The 17744-nt window shown below is 74.7% G+C and carries 15 protein-coding genes; 9 read left to right on the top strand and 6 right to left on the bottom strand.

Translation table 11 applies throughout. The annotated features are described in order from the left end of the window. The first annotated feature begins 73 nt into the window (after window positions 1-73). The 5 genes from KBZ10_RS04910 (at window position 74) to KBZ10_RS04890 (ending at window position 8041) form a co-directional block, all read left to right on the top strand. Window positions 74-2881 carry a lysylphosphatidylglycerol synthase transmembrane domain-containing protein gene (locus KBZ10_RS04910; RefSeq protein WP_210986241.1) on the top strand — a complete coding sequence of 936 codons (2808 nt, stop codon included), beginning with the start codon at window positions 74-76 and terminating at the stop codon, window positions 2879-2881. A 155-nt stretch (window positions 2882-3036) separates the two neighbouring features. Next, window positions 3037-3438 carry a molybdopterin-binding protein gene (locus KBZ10_RS04905; RefSeq protein WP_210986240.1) on the top strand — a complete coding sequence of 134 codons (402 nt, stop codon included), beginning with the start codon at window positions 3037-3039 and terminating at the stop codon, window positions 3436-3438. Window positions 3439-3452: 14 nt separating this feature from the next. Further along, window positions 3453-4253 (top strand): molybdate ABC transporter substrate-binding protein, encoded by an 801-nt coding sequence (gene modA / locus KBZ10_RS04900; RefSeq protein ID WP_210986239.1) that lies wholly within the window; start codon window positions 3453-3455, stop codon window positions 4251-4253. Between the two features lie 164 nt (window positions 4254-4417). Beyond that, window positions 4418-6349 (top strand): ABC transporter permease, encoded by a 1932-nt coding sequence (locus KBZ10_RS04895; protein ID WP_247701861.1) that lies wholly within the window; start codon window positions 4418-4420, stop codon window positions 6347-6349. 87 nt (window positions 6350-6436) lie between these two features. Then, on the top strand, window positions 6437-8041 hold the full coding sequence (locus tag KBZ10_RS04890) for an alpha/beta hydrolase (RefSeq protein ID WP_210986237.1): 1605 nt from the start codon (window positions 6437-6439) through the stop codon (window positions 8039-8041). Window positions 8042-8140: 99 nt separating this feature from the next. On the opposite strand, the gene moeZ is transcribed toward KBZ10_RS04890, so the two are convergent. The 5 genes from moeZ to KBZ10_RS04865 all read right to left on the bottom strand — a co-directional run bounded on the left by moeZ (window position 8141) and on the right by KBZ10_RS04865 (window position 14444). Next, window positions 8141-9319 (bottom strand): adenylyltransferase/sulfurtransferase MoeZ, encoded by a 1179-nt coding sequence (gene moeZ / locus KBZ10_RS04885; protein ID WP_210986236.1) that lies wholly within the window; start codon window positions 9317-9319, stop codon window positions 8141-8143. Window positions 9320-9380: 61 nt separating this feature from the next. After that, window positions 9381-10139: a spherulation-specific family 4 protein gene (locus KBZ10_RS04880; RefSeq protein WP_210986235.1), complete on the bottom strand. Its 759-nt coding sequence runs from the start codon at window positions 10137-10139 to the stop codon at window positions 9381-9383. After that, window positions 10127-11080 (bottom strand): NAD(P)-dependent oxidoreductase, encoded by a 954-nt coding sequence (locus tag KBZ10_RS04875; protein ID WP_210986234.1) that lies wholly within the window; start codon window positions 11078-11080, stop codon window positions 10127-10129. The genes KBZ10_RS04880 and KBZ10_RS04875 overlap by 13 nt, the downstream gene beginning before the upstream one ends. Window positions 11081-11880: 800 nt before the next feature. Then, entirely contained in the window at window positions 11881-12975 is a 1095-nt protein-coding gene (locus KBZ10_RS30235) for a DUF3152 domain-containing protein (RefSeq protein ID WP_307847195.1), read from the bottom strand. Between the two features lie 497 nt (window positions 12976-13472). Beyond that, complete coding sequence (locus tag KBZ10_RS04865) at window positions 13473-14444, bottom strand: alpha/beta fold hydrolase (RefSeq protein WP_210986233.1); 972 nt, start codon at window positions 14442-14444, stop codon at window positions 13473-13475. 146 nt (window positions 14445-14590) lie between these two features. Here KBZ10_RS04865 and KBZ10_RS04860 point away from each other — a divergent pair, with 146 nt between their 5' ends. The 4 genes from KBZ10_RS04860 (at window position 14591) to KBZ10_RS04845 (ending at window position 16584) form a co-directional block, all read left to right on the top strand. Next, window positions 14591-14815, top strand: a complete 225-nt coding sequence (locus tag KBZ10_RS04860) for a hypothetical protein (protein ID WP_210986232.1) — start codon at window positions 14591-14593, stop codon at window positions 14813-14815. Between the two features lie 181 nt (window positions 14816-14996). After that, complete coding sequence (locus KBZ10_RS04855; RefSeq protein ID WP_210986231.1) at window positions 14997-15638, top strand: TetR/AcrR family transcriptional regulator; 642 nt, start codon at window positions 14997-14999, stop codon at window positions 15636-15638. A 166-nt stretch (window positions 15639-15804) separates the two neighbouring features. Further along, complete coding sequence (locus KBZ10_RS04850; protein WP_210986230.1) at window positions 15805-16032, top strand: DUF3107 domain-containing protein; 228 nt, start codon at window positions 15805-15807, stop codon at window positions 16030-16032. A 285-nt stretch (window positions 16033-16317) separates the two neighbouring features. Then, window positions 16318-16584, top strand: a complete 267-nt coding sequence (locus tag KBZ10_RS04845; protein ID WP_210986229.1) for a hypothetical protein — start codon at window positions 16318-16320, stop codon at window positions 16582-16584. 45 nt (window positions 16585-16629) lie between these two features. On the opposite strand, the gene KBZ10_RS04840 is transcribed toward KBZ10_RS04845, so the two are convergent. After that, entirely contained in the window at window positions 16630-17388 is a 759-nt protein-coding gene (locus KBZ10_RS04840; RefSeq protein WP_374223305.1) for a ferritin-like fold-containing protein, read from the bottom strand. Between the last annotated feature and the right edge of the window lie 356 nt (window positions 17389-17744).

The raw sequence follows: 17744 nt of genomic DNA, 5'->3' as shown, positions 1-17744 counted from the left end.
CCACGCCTCCGAAATGCGCCCTCCTGCCCCTCGTCCGGGCGCAACCGTGACACCATCTTCCGGGCGGTGACTGGTGATACGAGACCAAGAAGAGACGGCAGAGCAGCGGAACGGCCGCGGCCCCGAGGGGGCCGGCAGCTCCGCCGCGCCGTCGCGCCCGGTGCTCCCCACCGGTCACGCCCCTTCCGGCGACGCCGCCGAGGGCACTCCCCCCGGGGGCGCGCCCTCCGGTGACGGCTCTTCCGGCCGCACCGGCGCAGACCGCGCCGGGTCCGGGCGCGCCCGCGCGAGCTCCGGCGCCACCCGCGCCGGGCAGCGCGCCGAGGAGCACAGCGGTCCCGTCCCGGGGAACGAGCCCCTGCTTCCCGCGCGGGTGCACCGCCCGCCCGACCTCGTCCGGCTGCTGGTCGGCGTGCTCGGCATCGCCGTGGTCCTCGCCATCGCCGCCTTCGCGCACGGGACGACGGAGGGGCTGGAGAAGGACATCGGCAAGGGCACCGGTCAGGCGCCCACCCTCCTGATCAACTTCGCCGGCCTGGCCTCCAGCGTCGCCGTGCTGATCGTGCCGGTGGCCTTCGCCATCGAACGGCTGGCCAAGCGCGACGGGCTGCGCATCGCCGACGGTGTGCTGGCGGCCGTCCTGGCCCACGGCCTCGCCCTCCTCACCGACCTGTGGGTGGCCGAGTCGGCGCCCGCCTCCCTCCGCGACGCGCTCACCCAGCAGGCCCCGAACGGCGATGTGACCGACCCGGTGCACGGCTATCTGGCGCCCGTCATCGCCTACATGACAGCGGTCGGGATGGCCCGGCGGCCGCGCTGGCGGGTGGTCCTCTGGTTCGTCCTGCTGCTCGACTCGCTGGCGGTTCTCGTCGGCGGCTTCTCGACACCGTTCTCGATCGTCGTCACCGTGCTGCTGGGATGGACCGTCGCCTACGGCACGCTCTACGCCGTCGGCTCCCCGAACGTCCGGCCGACCGGGCAGACGCTGCTGGCCGGCCTGCGCCGGGTCGGCTTCAAACCGGTCCGCGCCCTGCACACGGAGGAGGACCTGGAGGCGGAGCGGCAGGACCGCGGCCGCAGCTACCTCGTCACCCTGGAGGACGGGCCGCCCCTCGACGTCACCGTCGTCGACCGCGAACAGCAGGCGCAGGGCTTCTTCTACCGGGTCTGGCGGCGGATGGCCCTGCGCGGCATCACTCAGCGCCGCAGTCTGCAGTCCCTGCGCCAGGCGCTGGAGCAGGAGGCGCTGCTCGCCTACGCCGCCATCGCCGCGGGGGCCAACGCGCCCCGGCTCATCGCCACCTCGGAGCTCGGCCCGGACGCCGTGATGCTCGTCTACGAGCACACCGGCGGCCGCAGTCTGGACGCCCTGCCCGAGGAGGAGATCACCGATGAACTCCTCCGCGGCGCCTGGCACCAGGTGCGCGCGCTCCAGTCGCGGCGGATCGCGCACCGCAGACTCGTCGGCGACGCGATCCTGGTGGACGACTCGGGTGCGGTGATCCTCACGGACCTGCGCGGCGGCGAGATCGCCGCCGGCGACCTGGTGCTCCGCATGGACGTGGCCCAGCTGCTGACGACGCTGGGGCTGCGGGTGGGCGCCGAACGGTCGGTGCGCGCCGCCGTCGCCGTCCTCGGCCCGGACGCCGTGGCCGACTGCCTGCCCCTGCTCCAGCCGATCGCCCTCAGCCGCGCCACCCGTGCCGAACTCCGCAGACGCGCCAAGGACCGCGCGCAGCGGGAGCGGGAAGCGGCGGTGGCGGCGTCCCGCGCCCGGCACGCCGCCGCCGACGACGACGGCTCCTCCTCGCTGCTGCCGGACCGCAGGGCCGTACGAGCCGAGAAGCGCGCCGTGGACGAGGCGATCGAGGAGTCCCGCGAGGAGGACCTGCTGGCGCAGATCCGCCGCCAGATCCTGCTGATCCGGCCGCAGGCCACGGTGGAGCCCGCCCGGCTGGAACGGATCCGCCCGCGCACCCTCGTCACGTTCATCGCGGGCGCCTTCGCCGCCTATTTCCTGCTCTCCCAGTTCACCCACGTGAGCTTCCAGGACGTCATCGCGGACGCCCGGTGGGGCTGGGTGGCGGCGGCGATGCTCTTCGCGGCGCTCAGCTACCTCGGCGCCACCCTGAACCTGCTCGGCTTCGTCTCGGAGAAGGTGCCTTTTGTCCGGACGGTGATGGCCCAGGTCGCCGGGTCCTTCGTAAAGCTGGTGGCCCCGGCCGCCGTCGGCGGGGTGGCGCTCAACACGCGTTTCCTGCAGCGGGCGGGGGTGCGCCCGGGGCTCGCGGTGGCGAGTGTCGGCGCCTCGCAGCTCGTCGGTCTCGGTCTGCACATCCTGCTGCTGGCCACCTTCGGCTATCTCACCGGGACGGAGCGCACCCCGTCGTTGTCGCCCTCCCGCACGGTGATCGCCGGGCTGCTGACCGCGGCGGTGCTGACCCTGATCGTCACGGCGGTCCCCGCGCTGCGGAAGTTCGTCTCCACCCGGGTGCGGTCCCTGTTCGCCGGTGTGGTGCCGCGGATGCTCGACATCATGCAGCGTCCGCAGAAGCTGCTCACGGGGATCGGCGGCACCCTGCTGATGCAGCTCGCGTTCGTCATGTGCCTGGACGCCTCGATCCGGGCGTTCGGTGGCGAGCTGAGCTACGCGAGCATCGCCGTCGTCTTCCTCGCCGGCAACGCGCTCGGCTCGGCGGCCCCCACCCCCGGGGGCGTCGGCGCCGTGGAGGCGGCGCTCACGCTGGGTCTGATCGCGGCCGGCCTGCCGAATGAGATCGCCACCCCCGCGGTGCTGCTCTTCCGGCTGATGACGTTCTGGCTGCCCGTGCTGCCGGGGTGGCTCGCCTTCACACAGCTCACCCGCAAGGCCGCCATCTAGCACGTCCAGGACATCCTGGACATCCGGCACCGCGACAGGCACCGTCCGCCCCGCCGCCCCGCGCCCGCGATCCCCCTCACCTGGGGCCGCAGATGCCGGTCCACACTCGCTCATCGCCTTGCATGTGCCAGGAATCCGTCAGTACAGTGCCGCATATGCGGTCCTACACCATCGGGCGGGCGGCCCGGCTGCTCGGGGTCAGCCCCGACACGCTCCGCCGCTGGGCGGACTCCGGCCGGCTCCCCACCCGCCGGGACGGCGCCGGCAAGCGGCTGATCGAGGGCCCGGACCTCGCCGCCTTCTCCGTCGCCCTGGCCGCCGAGGCCCAGCAGGGCGACGCCGAGGAGGAGCCGTACACCACCGCCCGGAACGCCTTCCCCGGCATCATCACCTCGGTCAGGACCGGCGATGTCGCCGCGCAGGTGGAGGTGCAGGCCGGTCCGCACCGCCTGGTGTCGCTGCTCACCCGGGAGGCGGTGGAGGAACTGGGGCTGGCCGTCGGCATGGAGGCGGTGGCCCGGGTGAAGTCCACCAACGTCCACATCGATCTGACCTGAGGGATGGAGCGGCCATGGACCGCAGGGGTTCCGCGTTCCGCGCGGCGGCCACGGCGCCGGCGGCGCTGACCGCCCTCGGAACCGCGCTGGTGCTCGCCGCGGCCGCCGGCTGCGCTCCCGGTTCCGAGGGCACGGAGACCCGGGACGGCACGGCCGAACTGACGGTCCTGGCGGCCTCCTCGCTCACCGACGTGTCCCGCCGGCTCGCCACCGGCTACGAGAAGACGCACCCGCGGACGGAGATCCGCCTCTCCTTCGCCGGCTCGCAGGAACTGGCCTCCCAGGTGCGGCAGGGACTCCCCGCCGATGTGGTCGTCACCGCCGACACGGTCACCATGGACTCCCTGGCGGACGACACGGAACCTCCGGCCGTCATCGCCGGCAACGAACTGGTCATCGCCGTGGCCCCGGGAAACCCCGAGGGCATCCGGGGGCTGCGGGACCTGGGACGCGACGGCCTCAAGGTCGTCCTGGCCGCTCCCGAGGTCCCGGTCGGCCGCTACAGCGAGCGGGTCCTCGGCCGGGCGGGCGTCACCGTCGCCCCCGTCTCCCAGGAGCCCAGCACCCGCGCGGTGCTGAGCAAGGTGCGGCTCGGGGAGGCCGACGCCGGTCTCGTCTACCGCACCGATGTCCTGAGCGCCGGGGACGCGGTCGCGGCCGTGGAGCTGCCCGCCGGCCGCAACGCCGCGGTGTCCTATCCGGCCGCCGCCCTCAGCGGCTCCCGCCATCCCGCCGCGGCCGCGGAGTTCGTCCGCTGGCTCCGCTCGCAGCCGGCGCAGCGCCTGTTGCGCGACGCCGGGTTCACCCGGCCGTGAACCGCACCGGCAGCGCCGCGGGAAGGCCCGCGGAGGGCCCGGGCGAGGAGCGTCCCGGGGAGCCGGGCGGCGAGACCGGCGGCTCCGCCGCCCGGGGCGACCGGCCCGGGCGACGGCGGACCCGCCGACGGGGCGCCGGGGAGCGCCCGCCGGCCGCCCTCGCGCTGCCGGGCGCCCTCGCCGTCGCCTTCCTCCTCGTCCCGCTGGCCGGTGTGCTCACCGGGGCGCCCTGGGCCGGGCTGCCGCGGCGGCTGACCCGGCCCGCCGTCCTGGAGGCGCTGTCCCTGTCCCTCGCCGTCTCCGGCTGGGCGCTGCTGCTGTCCCTGGTCCTCGGGGTGCCCCTGGCCTGGCTGCTGGCGCGCGTCCGCTTCCCCGGCCGGAGCCTGGTGCGTGTGCTGGTGATGCTGCCGATGGTCCTGCCGCCCACGGTCGCCGGTGTCGCCCTGCTCCAGGGCTACGGACGCCAGGGGCTGCTCGGCGGCCCGCTGGAGGCGTGGGCGGGGCTCACCCTCCCCTTCTCGACGGCCGGGGCGGTCCTCGCGGCAGCCTTCGTCTCCCTGCCGTTTCTCGTGATCAGCCTGGAGGGTGCCCTGTCCGGCCTCCATCCGCGCTACGAGGAGACGGCGGCGTCCCTGGGCGCCTCGCCGCTGCGGGTGTTCCGCACCGTCACGCTGCCGATGGTCGCGCCCGGCCTGCTGGCGGGGGCGGCGCTGTCCTGGGCGCGGGCGCTCGGCGAGTTCGGGGCGACGATCACCTTCGCGGGGAATCTCCCCGGGACGACCCAGACGCTGCCCCTCCAGGTCTACCTCCTGCTGCAGGAGGATCCCGAGGGCGCGACGGCGGTCTCGCTGCTGCTGCTCGCCATCGCCACGGCCGTGCTCATCGCCCTGCGCGGCCGCTGGCCGACCGGCCCGCCCGGCGCGGCGTCCGGCGGCTCGCGCAGGAGTACGGAGGCGGGCACGGACGGCGGCACCCGGGAAGCCCCTTCCCCGGCGCCGCCCCCGCCCGCTCTCCGGCCGCCGGCGCCGGCGGCGGACGCGGCCCTCCCCCTCACCGCGGATGTCAGTGGCGCCAGCCGCGTGTCCGTCGCCGTGCCCGCCGGAACCACCGTCGCCGTCGTCGGCCCCAACGGGGCGGGCAAGACGACCTTGCTGCGCGCGCTCCTGGGACTCACTCCCCGCGCCCGCGCCGGACGCCTGCTCCTGGGCGACCGCGACGTCTCCGGACTCCCCCCGCACCGCCGCGGTATCGCCTGGGTACCGCAGGACGGTGCCCTGTTCCCTCATCTCTCCGCGCTGGCCAACACCGCCTACGGGGCGCGCGCCCAGGGCGCCGGCCGCGCCGGCGCCCGCCGGGAGGCCCGGCAGTGGCTGGACCGGCTCGGGGTGGGGGAGCTCGCGCACCGGCGGCCCGGGGAGCTCTCCGGCGGCCAGGCACAGCGCGTCGCACTCGCCCGCGCCCTGGCCGCGCGCCCCCGGCTGCTGCTGCTGGACGAGCCGCTGGCCGCGCTCGACCAGACGACGCGGGCCGCGGTGCGGCACACGCTCCGCACCCATCTGGCCGGTTTCCCCGGAGTCTGCCTGCTCGTCACGCACGATCCGGTCGAGGCGGTCTCGCTCGCGGGGCGGGTGCTCGTCCTGGAAGACGGTCGCGTGGTGCAGGACGCGGCCCCGCCGGAGGTCTCCCGCCATCCGCGGTCGCCGTGGGTGGCCCGGCTGCTCGGCCGCAACGCGTGGCCCGGCACCACCGCGGCGGTGGACGGGACCGGGGCGGCCGGCATCCTGGACCTCGACGGCGGAGGGCGCCTGGTGGCCGCCGATCCGCTGCCGCCCGCGGGCAGCCGGGCACTGGCCGTGGCCGGCCCGGAGGCCGTGTCCCTCCACACGCGCCGGCCGTCCGGCAGTCCGCGCAACGTCTGGCGGGGCACGGTGCGGGAGATCGCGGCGCAGGGCGCCCGGCTGCGGGTGCTGATCGACGCGGAGCCGGACGTCGTCGCCGAGATCACCGCGCAGGCGGCGGCCGATCTGAAGCTCGGCGAGGGTTCCCGGGTATGGGTCGGGGTCAAGGCCACAGACATCACGTTCGTCACCCTCTGACAGACCCAGGGCCTACGATGTTGCGTCGTCGTTCCTCTCACGTCGAGCGCCCCCGAGCCGACGGTTGCCAGACGAAGTGGAGCCCCCATGTCCAGAACCGTCCGAGCCGGGGCCCTCGCCGCCGTCGCCCTGCTCCTGGCCGGCGGTACGGCCGGGTGCGGGGACGAGGAGAAGAAGGACGGCCCGCCGGGCAAAGCCGCCGCGTCCGCCTCCCCCGGCTCGAAGAACGGTGAACTCCCGCCGCCGCCCGCCGCCCTGACCGGCCAGCAGCCGCGCTGGACGGACTGCGACGCGCCGACCGCGGCCCTCGGCCCCTCGGCGCGGCCCCCCGGGGACCGCTGGCAGTGCGCCACGGTGAAGGCCCCGCTGGACTACGCCGATCCGGACGGTGACACCCTCGGCATCGCCCTGATCCGCGCCCGGGCCACCGACCCGGACCGGCGGATCGGCTCGCTCCTGCTCAACTTCGGCGGCCCCGGCAGCTCCGGGGTGGCGAGCCTCCCCGGCTGGGGCACCGTCTTCGACGACCTCGGCGCCCGGTACGACCTGGTGGGGTTCGACCCGCGCGGCGTCGCCGGGAGTTCCGGAGTGGTGTGCCGGGACAGCGAGGCCATGGAGGCCGCGGCGTCCCGGCTCGACCACACGCCGGACGACGCGGCCGAGGAGAAGGCGTTCCTGGCCGACGCCCAGGACTTCGCCGCCGGCTGCGAGCGCCGCTCCGGCAGGGTGCTGCCCCATGTCGGAACCGAGAACGCCGCCCGCGACATGGACCTCCTCCGCGCCGTCCTCGGTGACGACCGGCTCCACTACCTCGGCTTCTCCTACGGCACCCGGCTCGGCGCGGTCTACGCCCATCTCTTCCCGCGGCGGGTCGGGCGGCTCGTGCTCGACGCGGTGAGCGATCCCTCCGCGGACGACGTGCGGCACGCGCGCAACCAGACCACCGGCTTCCAGCGGGCCCTGGAGAACTACCTCGCGGACTGTGCCGCACGGGGCGCGTCCTGCCCGGCCGGCACCGACCCGGCGGCCGGCGCCGAGAAGATCGCCGGACTGCTGCGGCGGCTGGACCGCGAGCCGCTCCCGGCCGCCGGAGGGCGGAAGCTCACCGAATCCCTGGCCCGGACCGGCATCGTCCGCGCCCTCTACAGCGAGCAGCTCTGGCCGCGGCTGACGGCCGCCCTGCGGGAGGCCTTCGGGTCCGGTACCGGGAGCCGGCTGCTGGCTCTGGCCGACGCCTACAACGACCGGGACGAAAACGGCCGGTACAGCAGCCAGAGCCACTCCCAGCGGGCCATATCCTGCGCCGACTCGGCCGACCGGACGAGTCTCGGCGAGGCCCGCGCGCTGCTGCCGGAATTCCGCGAACTCTCCCCGGTCTTCGGGGAGTTCCTGGCCTGGGACCTGGCCGGCTGGTGCGCGGGGTGGCCGGTGCGGGCGGACGCGGGCCGGCCGGAGGTGAGCGCGGAGGGCGCCGGCCCGATCCTGGTGATCGGCACCACCGGCGATCCGGCGACGCCCTACGAGGGCGCGAAGATCATGGCCGACGCGCTCGGCGAGGGCGTCGGCATCCACCTGACGTACAAGGGCGAGGGCCACGGCGCGTACAGCTCCGGGAACGCCTGCATGAAAGGGCTCGTCGACGCCTACTTCCTCGACGGCGAGGTCCCGCGGGACGGCAGGACCTGCACGTGAGCCCACGCGCCCGGACCCACCGGAGGGCCCCCGCGCACCGGGCGGTGCGCGGGGGCCCTCCGCGGCCCGGTACCGGCGGGGCCGCCGTCGCCGCCGGTCTCAGTAGACCGGCTTGTCCGGCTCGATCTGGTTGACCCAGCCGATCACGCCACCGCCGACATGGACGGCGTCCGCGAAGCCGGCGTTCTTCAGCACCGCCAGGACTTCCGCGGAGCGGACACCCGTCTTGCAATGCAAGACAATCTTCCGGTCCTGGGGCAGGTCCTGGAGGGCGCTCCCCATCAGGAACTCGTTCTTGGGGATCAGCCGGGCGCCGGGAATGGAGACGATCTCGTACTCGTTCGGCTCCCGGACATCGATGATGTCGATCTTCTCGCCCGTGTCGATCCACTCCTTGAGCTGCGCCGGAGTGATCGTGGAGCCCGCCGCGGCCTCCTGCGCCTCCTCGGAGACGACACCGCAGAAGGCCTCGTAGTCGATGAGCTCGGTGACGGTCGGGTTCTCCCCGCAGACCGCGCAGTCCGGGTCCTTGCGGACCTTGACCTGCCGGTACGTCATCTCCAGGGCGTCGTAGATCATCAGCCGGCCGAGCAGCGGCTCCCCGATCCCGGCCAGCAGCTTGATCGCCTCGGTGGTCTGGATGGAGCCGATCGACGCGCAGAGCACCCCGAGCACGCCGCCCTCGGCGCAGGACGGGACCATGCCCGGCGGCGGGGGCTCCGGGTAGAGGCAGCGGTAGCACGGCCCGTGCTCACTCCAGAAGACGGAGGCCTGTCCGTCGAAGCGGTAGATCGAACCCCACACGTAGGGCTTGTTCAGCAGCACACAGGCGTCGTTCACCAGATAGCGGGTGGCGAAGTTGTCCGTGCCGTCCACGATCAGGTCGTAGTCGGCGAAGATCTCCATCACATTGGAGCTGTCCAGCCGCTCCGCGTGGATCCGCACGTCGACGTGCGGGTTGATGCCCAGGATGGTGTCCCGGGCGGACTCCGCCTTGGGCCGGCCGATGTCGGCCTGGCTGTGGATGACCTGGCGCTGCAGGTTGGACTCGTCCACCTCGTCGAACTCGACGATGCCGAGCGTGCCCACGCCGGCGGCGGCGAGGTACATCAGGGTCGGCGAGCCGAGCCCTCCGGCCCCGACGGCGAGCACCTTGGCGTTCTTGAGCCGCTTCTGCCCGTCCATCCCCACATCCGGGATGATCAGGTGGCGGGAGTACCTGCGGACCTCGTCGACGGTGAGCTCGGCGGCCGGCTCGACCAGGGGTGGCAGCGACACGGGGACTCCGTTGGTCGGTAAGAGGACAGTTGTTCTTGCCGTAACACTGCCACGCCCCTTCTCATTCCGAGACAGGTGTTCCGATCCGCGAGACGAAATCGTCCCAGTAACCGGGCAGCGTCTCCCAGGGGGTCCCGCCGTCACCGCGATCGGTCCGGTCCGTGAAGTAGACGGTCCCGGCTCCCAGCCAGCGGGCGGTCCGCAGCGCCTGCTCCAGATGGCCCCGCGGCAGGCAGTGGACCAGATGGCAGAACCGCTCCGGCGGGTGGTCCGCGGTCCACTCCGGCACCTGTGACCAGCGGTACTCCGCCCACGGCCCGGCGAAGGTCACCAACTGGCCGGGGATCTCCGCGTAGCCGGGGTCCGGGTGCAGCCCGTGCTCCAGCACCAGATGCCCGCCCTGCCGCAGCATCAGCAGGGCGTCCGTGAGGCGGCGGACCGCGCCGAGGGCGCCGCGCCGGCTCGGACAGCGGCGCAGATAGAACCCGTCCGTCCGGTACCACTCGACGAAGCGCCGGGCGTCTCCGGCGAGTTCGCCGAACGGCCGGGTGCCGTGGCCGAGGTCCAGCAGGCCGAGGACCCGCACCCCGCCGTTCCGCAGCCGTCCCGCCGCCTCCAGACAGCGCGGGTCGGGCACCGCGCCCGGCCCGCGCGCCACATCGAGGACCGCCCAGTCCAGCGGGGTGCCGGGACGGGTGAGAGCCGCCCACTCCGCGGGCGCGAGCAGCGGATGCGCGCAGCCGGGCACCCCGACGCCCGGCCGGGCGGCCGGGGCCGCCGGCGCCGCCGGCCGGGGGCCGAGCCGGATCAGAGACGACATGCCGCCTCCATCCAGATGTCCGCCAGTGACTCCTCCAGGCCGATCCGGGGCCGCCAGCCGAGGCGGTCCCGGGCGGTCCGCACGTCCGCCTGCTGCCAGCCGCCGCAGCCGTCGGGGTACGGATGCGGGGGCGGCGGGGACGGCTGCTGCTCCCCCGTCCCGCCCGCGGCCGGTCCGCGCTGAGACGCGATGTCCAGCTCGCGGACAGCACCGCCGAACCCGGCCACCCGGGCGAGCACTCCGGCCACGTCCCGCAGCCGCACGGCCCGGCCGGTACCGATGTTGACGACCCCCTGGGCGGCCGACAGCGAAGCCGCGTGCACGGCGCGTGCCACGTCCCGGACGTCCACGAAGTCGCGCTGCACGCCCAGGCCGCCCACCCTGAGCTCGGTGTCCCCCGACTGGATGGCGCGCCGCATGGCCTCCGCCAGCCGGCCGAGCGGCGAGCCCGCGGGCGTACCGGGCCCGGCCGGGGAGAACACCCGGAGCACCACCGCGTCCAGATCCGAGCCGAGGACCAGCTCGGTCGCCGCCAGTTTGCTCACCCCGTACGGCCCCCCGGGGCGCGGCACCGCGTCCTCGGCCGTGGAGGAGCCGGGCTGCGAGGGCCCGTACTCCGAGGCGCAGCCGAGCTGCACCAGCCGCGCCCCGCAACGGCTGCGGCGCAGGGCCTCGCAGATCGTCGCCACCGCGACGGTGTTGTGCCGGGTGAGTTCGCGGGCGCCGCCGCGGGTGGTCCCCGCGCAGTTGACGACCACGCCGGGGTGCACCGCGTCCAGGAAGCGGGCCAGCGCGCCGGGGCTGCCGCCGGCCAGGTCGAAGCGGACGTCGGCGTCGTCCCCGCGGCCGAGCGCGGTGAGCTGCGCGGCGGGGTCCGCGAGCAGCCGTTCGGCGACATGCCGTCCGATGAATCCGTTGGCACCGATCAGCAGCACCCTCATCGCGTGCCCTCCCGCTCCCGGCCGGCGAGGTCGCCGGTGCGGCGGGACGGGCCCGGGGCGCCGGTACGGAAGTCGCGTGACGTCATGTCTCGTTCTCCTTGCGATGGGAAGGACGGGTCCCGGTTCCGTTCGGGAACCGGCGGGGCGGCCGGGGTGGGGGCCACCGGGCACCGCGGCGGGGGGCGCGGCGGGAGGGAGGGGAGCGGAAGGGCCGGGCTGTCGCGCTCCGGCCGTGAAGGTCTTCCGGAGATCACCGCCTCCGGCGAGTGCGGCGCGCGTCCGGCGGAGGAGGCCGGCCCACGGCAGGAGCGGAACGTTCCGCCTCCGCCGGAGAATCCCCGGGGCGGAAGCCGTCGGCCGGTCCCCCGGCCGCGGGACCGCGGCCCCGGTGGGCCCGGGCCGCCGAGGGCAGCCCTGTCTCACGGGCCACATACGGAACAACACGTTCCGTGAACCCAGCAACGCGCACGAGTGCACCACCGATCTCCGCACAGGCCGTCCGGCGGACAGCGGGACGACGGTACGAGGACGCGGAGCGGCTCGACGGACGGTTGTCCGCAGCACCACCAAAAGGGGTGAATGCTCGTGACTTTTCCGGCTCTGAAGCGTTGCGCGGTCGTCGGCCGCGGGGCCGGGAGCCCGCCGCCGGCCGTGCCGACCGGCGGGAGCACGCGAGCCGCGGCACCGGCGCACGCACCGGCCCGCCGGGAACCAACCGCCCCCGGGAACCGGCGGGCGGCGGCGCGCCACCGGTGGACGGCGCAGCGCGGGGGTCTACGGGGACCGCGGAAGCCGCAGGGCTACGGGAACGGCCAGGCGTTCGGCCGGCAGGTGACGCCGGCCGAGGAGAGCGACTTGGTCTGCTGCATCATCACCGGTGCCAAGGCGCCCTGCGAGGGGCACGACTGGTGGTTCAGGCCGAGCCGGTGGCCCACCTCGTGGTTGATCAGCATCTCGCGGTAGCCGGCGATGTCGTCGCCGAAGGTCTTCGAACCCTGCGCCCACCGGTAGGCGTTGATCAGCACCCGCGGGGTGGACGCCGAGTCGCAGGAGACGTTCTCCACGGTGGTGTCGAGTCCCGACTTGGCGCACCACACCCCGGTCGTGCCGGGACTCGCCAGCGTGATCACGAAGTCGGCGTCGTCGCCGGTGACCCGGTCGAAGGTGCGGGCGCCGCCCCGGGACCAGCTCCGCTCGTCGTTGAGGGTGCGGTGTACGGCCTCCGCGAAGAGCTCGCCGTCCAGCGGGAGGTCCTTCTCGACATCGACGCGGTAGCGCAGCACCTGGCCCCTGCCGGTGCCCTCCTCCGGGCGGCCGACGGTGCGGAAGGCGCCGGGCCCGGCGAGCTGCGGGTCGAGGCTGTCCTTCCGGGCCATCCGGTCGGCGTACGACAGCCGTTGCGGCTTCCGGACCACACCGCCGGGCCGGTCCACGGCCTTGCGGTCGTCGGAGCGCGAGAGCCCCGCGCCGTCGTCGCGCTGCCCGCCGCCGAGCACCGGGGCGGCGTCGGTGTTCGGTCCGCCGCCGGCGACCTGTCCCGCCACGACGATCGCCAGCACGGTCGTCACGGCGGCCGCCGCGACCCCGGTGAACGCCCGGCCCCTGCCGCCCTTCTCCACGCTGTCACCGGTCCCGGAGTGGCGGGCCCGGTGGTCGGGGTCGTCACCGCCGCCCGTTCCGCCCGGGCCGGACCCGCCGTCGTCCTCCGGCGGTTCACCGCCCGCCGCCGATGGTGCGGAGGGGCGGGCGCGGCCGTCGCCCGGACCACCGGGCCGCGGCCGGTTGCCGGGCGGCGCGGGAGTGTGGGCCGGGAACACCCCGTCGTCGAACGCCTCGACGAATTCCTGCCGCGGTCCCGGTACGGTGCCGGCCGCCGGCCTCAGGGACGGGGCCACGCCCGTGGCATACGGCGCCGGCCGTGCCGGCGCGGCGCCCCAGCCGCCGCCGGCTTCGAACTGCTGGGGGTGCCCGCCGCGCACGCGGGGTGAGCCGTGCGGCGGGGTCCCGGACGCGGGCGTGCCGTGCGGCGGGGTCGCGTGAGCGGGTGTGCCCTGGGCGGGCCTGCCGAACGCCGGGGTCCCGTGGGGGGGCGTGCCCTGGGCGGGCGTGCCCTGGGCGGGCCTGCCCTGCGGCGGGGTCCCGTACAGCGGAGTGCCCCCGGGCGGGGTGCCCCGCGGTGCCGTCCCGTACGGGGCGTCCTGCGGGCGCGCGCCCCGGGGCGCGCGGGAACGCTCGTACGGCCCTCCGGGAGCCGACGCCACGGCCGGCCCGCGCCGCGCCGCGGCGGAGCCGGCGGCCGTTGCGGTGGCGGCCGGCGCCTCGGGCCCGGGGGCTCCGGGGTTCCCGGCCGGTTCGGTGCGGCTCCGACGGCTATGACGTCCCACGCGTCGCTTCAGCTCCTGCCCGCATCTGCGGTCGTCTCGTGCAGCAGTTCGCGGAAGGCCCGCGCCACCGCCTCCGGGTATTCCATCATCGCTACGTGTCCGGCCTCCGGCAGAGCGAGAAGCCGGGAGTCGCGGAAGGCCGAGGACGCCCGGCGGGCCATCCGGAAGGATACGAGCCGGTCGCGACCGCCGTACACGAGCAGGGTCGGTGCGAGCACCCGCTCGGCCTGCCGCCACAGAGAGTGTTGCCCGCCGAGGGTGTACGCGTCCACCACGCCCCGTGCCGAGCGTGTCATCACATCCCAGAAATACGGCAGTCCGAGGCGGCGCTCGTACTCCGCGACGGCGGCGCGGAAACCCGCGGCATCCACGCGCGCGGGATCTCCGTAACAGAGCGTGAGGACTTCGCGGGTGCGCCGCTCGGCCGTCCAGCCCCTGGTCATGCGGCTGAACAGGGCGGCGGCGCCGGGGACCGCGAGCAGTCCGGTGGGCACGGCGGAAAGCTGGGGGCGCCACTCGGGCAGTGCGGGAGAGACCAGCGTGAGGGTGCGCACCAGGTCGGGGCGGACCGCCGCGACGCGGGTGACGACGGCCCCTCCGAGCGAATTCCCGAACAGATGGACGGGGCCACGGCCGGCGGTGTCCAGCAGGCGTATGACGGCACGGGCGTGCCCGGAGACGGAGTAGTTGCCGTCATCGGGCGGTGGCGAGAAGCCGAAGCCGGGCAGGTCCACCGCCTCCGCGTCCAGCCGGTCGGCCAACTCGCCCATCAGCGCGGACCAGTTGGTGGAGGAGCCGCCGAGCCCGTGCACGTACAGCGCGGGCGGCAGCCCCTCGCGCGCGGGCGGCCGGGAACGGACACTCAGGGTCAGGCCGGACAGGGCGACGGTGCGCAGTTCCTCACCCGGGACGACCGCGGCCCCCTGCGCTTCGGTCACCTCGGCCGCGGCGCGGACCCGTGACAGCTCGGTCGACGACATGCGGCAATGTTACGAGACGATCACACCCACTTCCGTGTGTCCGCCGTCACAGGTCCGCATGGCGCGGGCCGGCCGCTGCTCATAGGCTCGGCAGGGGACCTCTCGGGTTCGGTGTAAGAGCGCTCGGCCTGGAAAGGGAAGCACGCATGGCAGCAGACCCCACAGAACCGGACACCTTCGAGGACGAGACCGGCACCGGCGAGGAGGAGCCCGACATCGAGACCCCCGAGGCGGACGCCGCCGAACAGCGCGCCGAACTCCTGGAGCGGGAGGACGAACCGCTGCCCGGCCACGTGCCCGACACCGCCAACCCGGCCGACGCCGTGGAGCAGGCCCGGGTGGTGGAACTCGACGAGGAGGACTACCGCTGAGCCGCCGGAGCCGGGCACGGAGCCGGAGACCGGCCGGCCATCAGGTCGATTCGCCCCGTATTTCCGCGATGCCCTGTCCGGTCGGTGAAATTGTCGGTCGGCACCGCGCACAGCCGGGTTACCCGAAAGTACGATGGCGGCGCGGTGTTCACCGTGCACGGAACGATTCTTGGGAGGCGGCGTGACAGCCATCGAGCAGACCGAGGCGCGCCCACGGGGCACGCGCCTGCCGCGCCGAGCCCGTCGCAACCAGCTCCTGGGCGCGGCCCAGGAGGTCTTCGTGGCCCAGGGCTACCACGCCGCGGCGATGGACGACATCGCCGAGCGCGCGGGGGTCAGCAAGCCGGTGCTGTACCAGCACTTCCCCGGCAAGCTCGACCTCTACCTCGCCCTGCTGGACCAGCACTGCGACGCCCTCCTGGCCGCCGTCCGCGAGGCCCTCGCCTCCACGTCCGACAACAAGCTGCGCGTCGCGGCCACCATCGAGGCCTACTTCGCGTACGTCGAGAACAAGGGCGGCGCGTTCCGGCTCGTCTTCGAGTCGGACCTCACCAACGAGCCGGCGGTCGCCGAGCGCGTCGAGCGGGTCAGCCTGGAGAGCGCCAAGGCCGTCAGCGAAGTGATCGCCGAGGACACCGACCTGCCACCCGAGGAAGCGATGCTGCTCGCCGTCGGCATGTGCGGCATGGCCCAGATCACCGCCCGCTACTGGCTCAGCTCGGGCCAGCAGGTGCCGCGCGACGCGGCGGCCAAGCTGATCTCCTCGCTGTCCTGGCGCGGTATCGCCGGCTTCCCGCTGCACGGCTCGAACCAGCAGGACTGACACCGGCCGCCACCCGCCGCTCCCCGTGTTCGCTGCCGGCGTGCGGCCGCACACGGGTACGGGCCCCGGACCGGGCTAATGTTGCCTGCGTACGGCGCGGCAGGCCGCGCACCCTTCCCCGGGACCGTTCGCCGGGGAAACCGGAAAACGTCGGAGGGACATAGCCGTGGAGGTCAAGATCGGCGTGCAGCACACGCCTCGCGAGATCATTCTCGAGAGCGCGCAGACTGCCGACGAGGTCGAGCGTGCGGTGGCCGACGCGCTCGCCGGCAAGGCACAGCTGCTGACCCTGGTCGACGAGCACGGCCGCAAGGTCCTGGTGCCGTCCGAGAAGCTCGCCTATGTGGAGATCGGCGAGCAGACGGTCCGCAAGGTCGGCTTCGGCGCCCTGTAGACGGGGGCGGACAGGCAGCACAGCGCTCGTGCGGCGGCCCGGTGGTCCGGTGACCACCGGGCCGCCGCACGTCCGCCGCACGTCCGCCGCACGGGCCTCAGGGCGCACTCCCCGGCGCCGCCCGGCCGTGCCGTCCCGCGCCCGCTGCCGCCGCCCGGGCACGGCGGCCACCGGGCCAACGCCCCGCCGGCCCCGGAGGGTTACCGTCCGGAGGCGCGGGGTACGACGCAGCAGGGGCCGGTGCCGAGCCGTCCGCCGGCCACGGAGAAGGGGAGGGACGCATCGATGCTCTGGGAAGCCCTGGGATCGGTTCTGATCGGCCTCGCCGTCGCCTCCGCCGGAGTGCGGTGGCTGCCCGGCCGGCTTCCGGCCTCGCCGCTGGTGTACGCCACCGGCCCCGTCGCCGCCCTGTTCGGTTTCCTGATCACCCGCACGGTGGCCGGGCCCGGCCACGCCCTCGTGAGTCTGACGGGGGCTCTCGTCGTCGCCGCCGCGCTGCTGTCCCTGCTGGTCCGCAGACCGGGCCGGATGCGCCGGTCCGCCGCGGCCTGACGGCCCGCCCCGCCGCGGGCCGCCGCCGCACGTCCCGCCGCGTGCTCAGGCCGCGAGCCCCAGCGCCGCCATCCGCTTGGTGTGCGCCTCCGTGATCCGGGAGAACATCCGCCCCACCTCCGCCAGATCGAAGCCGTCCGCGAGACCGCCGACCAGCATCGTGGAGAGCGCGTCCCGCTCCGCGACCACCCGCTGCGCCTGGCTGAGCGCCTCGCCCATCAGCCGCCGCGCCCAGAGGGCCAGCCGCCCGCCGACCCGCGGCTCCGCCTCGATGGCGGCCCGCACCCGCTCCACCGCGAAGCTCGCGTGCCCGGTGTCGTCGAGGACCTGCAGCATCAGGTCCCGGGTGTCGGAGTCGAGCCGGACGGCCACCTCCCGGTAGAAGTCGCTCGCGATGGAGTCGCCGACGTACGCCTTGACCAGACCCTCCAGCCAGTCCGTCGGGGCGGTCTGGCGGTGGAAGCCGTCCAGTGCCGCGGCGAAGGGCTCCATGGCCGTCTTCGGCTCCGCGTCGATCGCGCTCAGCCGGTCCCGCAGCCGCTCGAAGTGGTGGAACTCGGCGGAGGCCATCTTCGCCAGTTCCGCCTTGTCCTCCAGGGTCGGCGCCATCTTGGCGTCCTCGGCCAGCCGCTCGAAGGCGGCGAGCTCGCCGTACGCCAGGGCGCCCAGCAGATCCACCACGGCCGCCCGGTACTGCGGGTCGGCGGAAGCCGCGGCCCAGTTCTGGGCGGCGATCCCGGTGTGCTGCTCGGCGGGTTCGGTGGTCGCGTCGGGGGTCTCGTCGGGCGTCTCCATGCAGCGCACAATAGTCCGCCCGGCACGCCCCGTAAGGGGCCGGCCGACCCTTCCCGCGGGGCCCGGGAGCGAGAAGGACCCAATACAAATGCGCGATTCCGGGGTACAGTGGTATTGCGCCCGCCGAATACCGGCGGGTCCGTCGCATGTGGAGTCAGTGGAGTCCTCCCCCAGGAGTCCGTCGCATGTGGAGTCATCTGAGGCACATCCCTCAGCACCCCAGCGGATGCCCGGTCGGTTGGCCGATCGGCTTCCAACCCCGACCGCCCTCCCCGCGGCGCGTACCACCGTACGGACCGCACATGAGGGAACCGCTCGTGACGCGAGCGCGTGATGCGGACGCAGTGGTCCCGCACTGTCCGGCA

This window comes from Streptomyces sp. F63 (assembly GCF_018070345.1).
In the GTDB taxonomy this organism is placed as follows: Bacteria; Actinomycetota; Actinomycetes; order Streptomycetales; family Streptomycetaceae; genus Streptomyces.
Note: the sequence above shows the minus strand (reverse complement) of the source record. Positions and strands in the feature narration are given on the sequence as shown.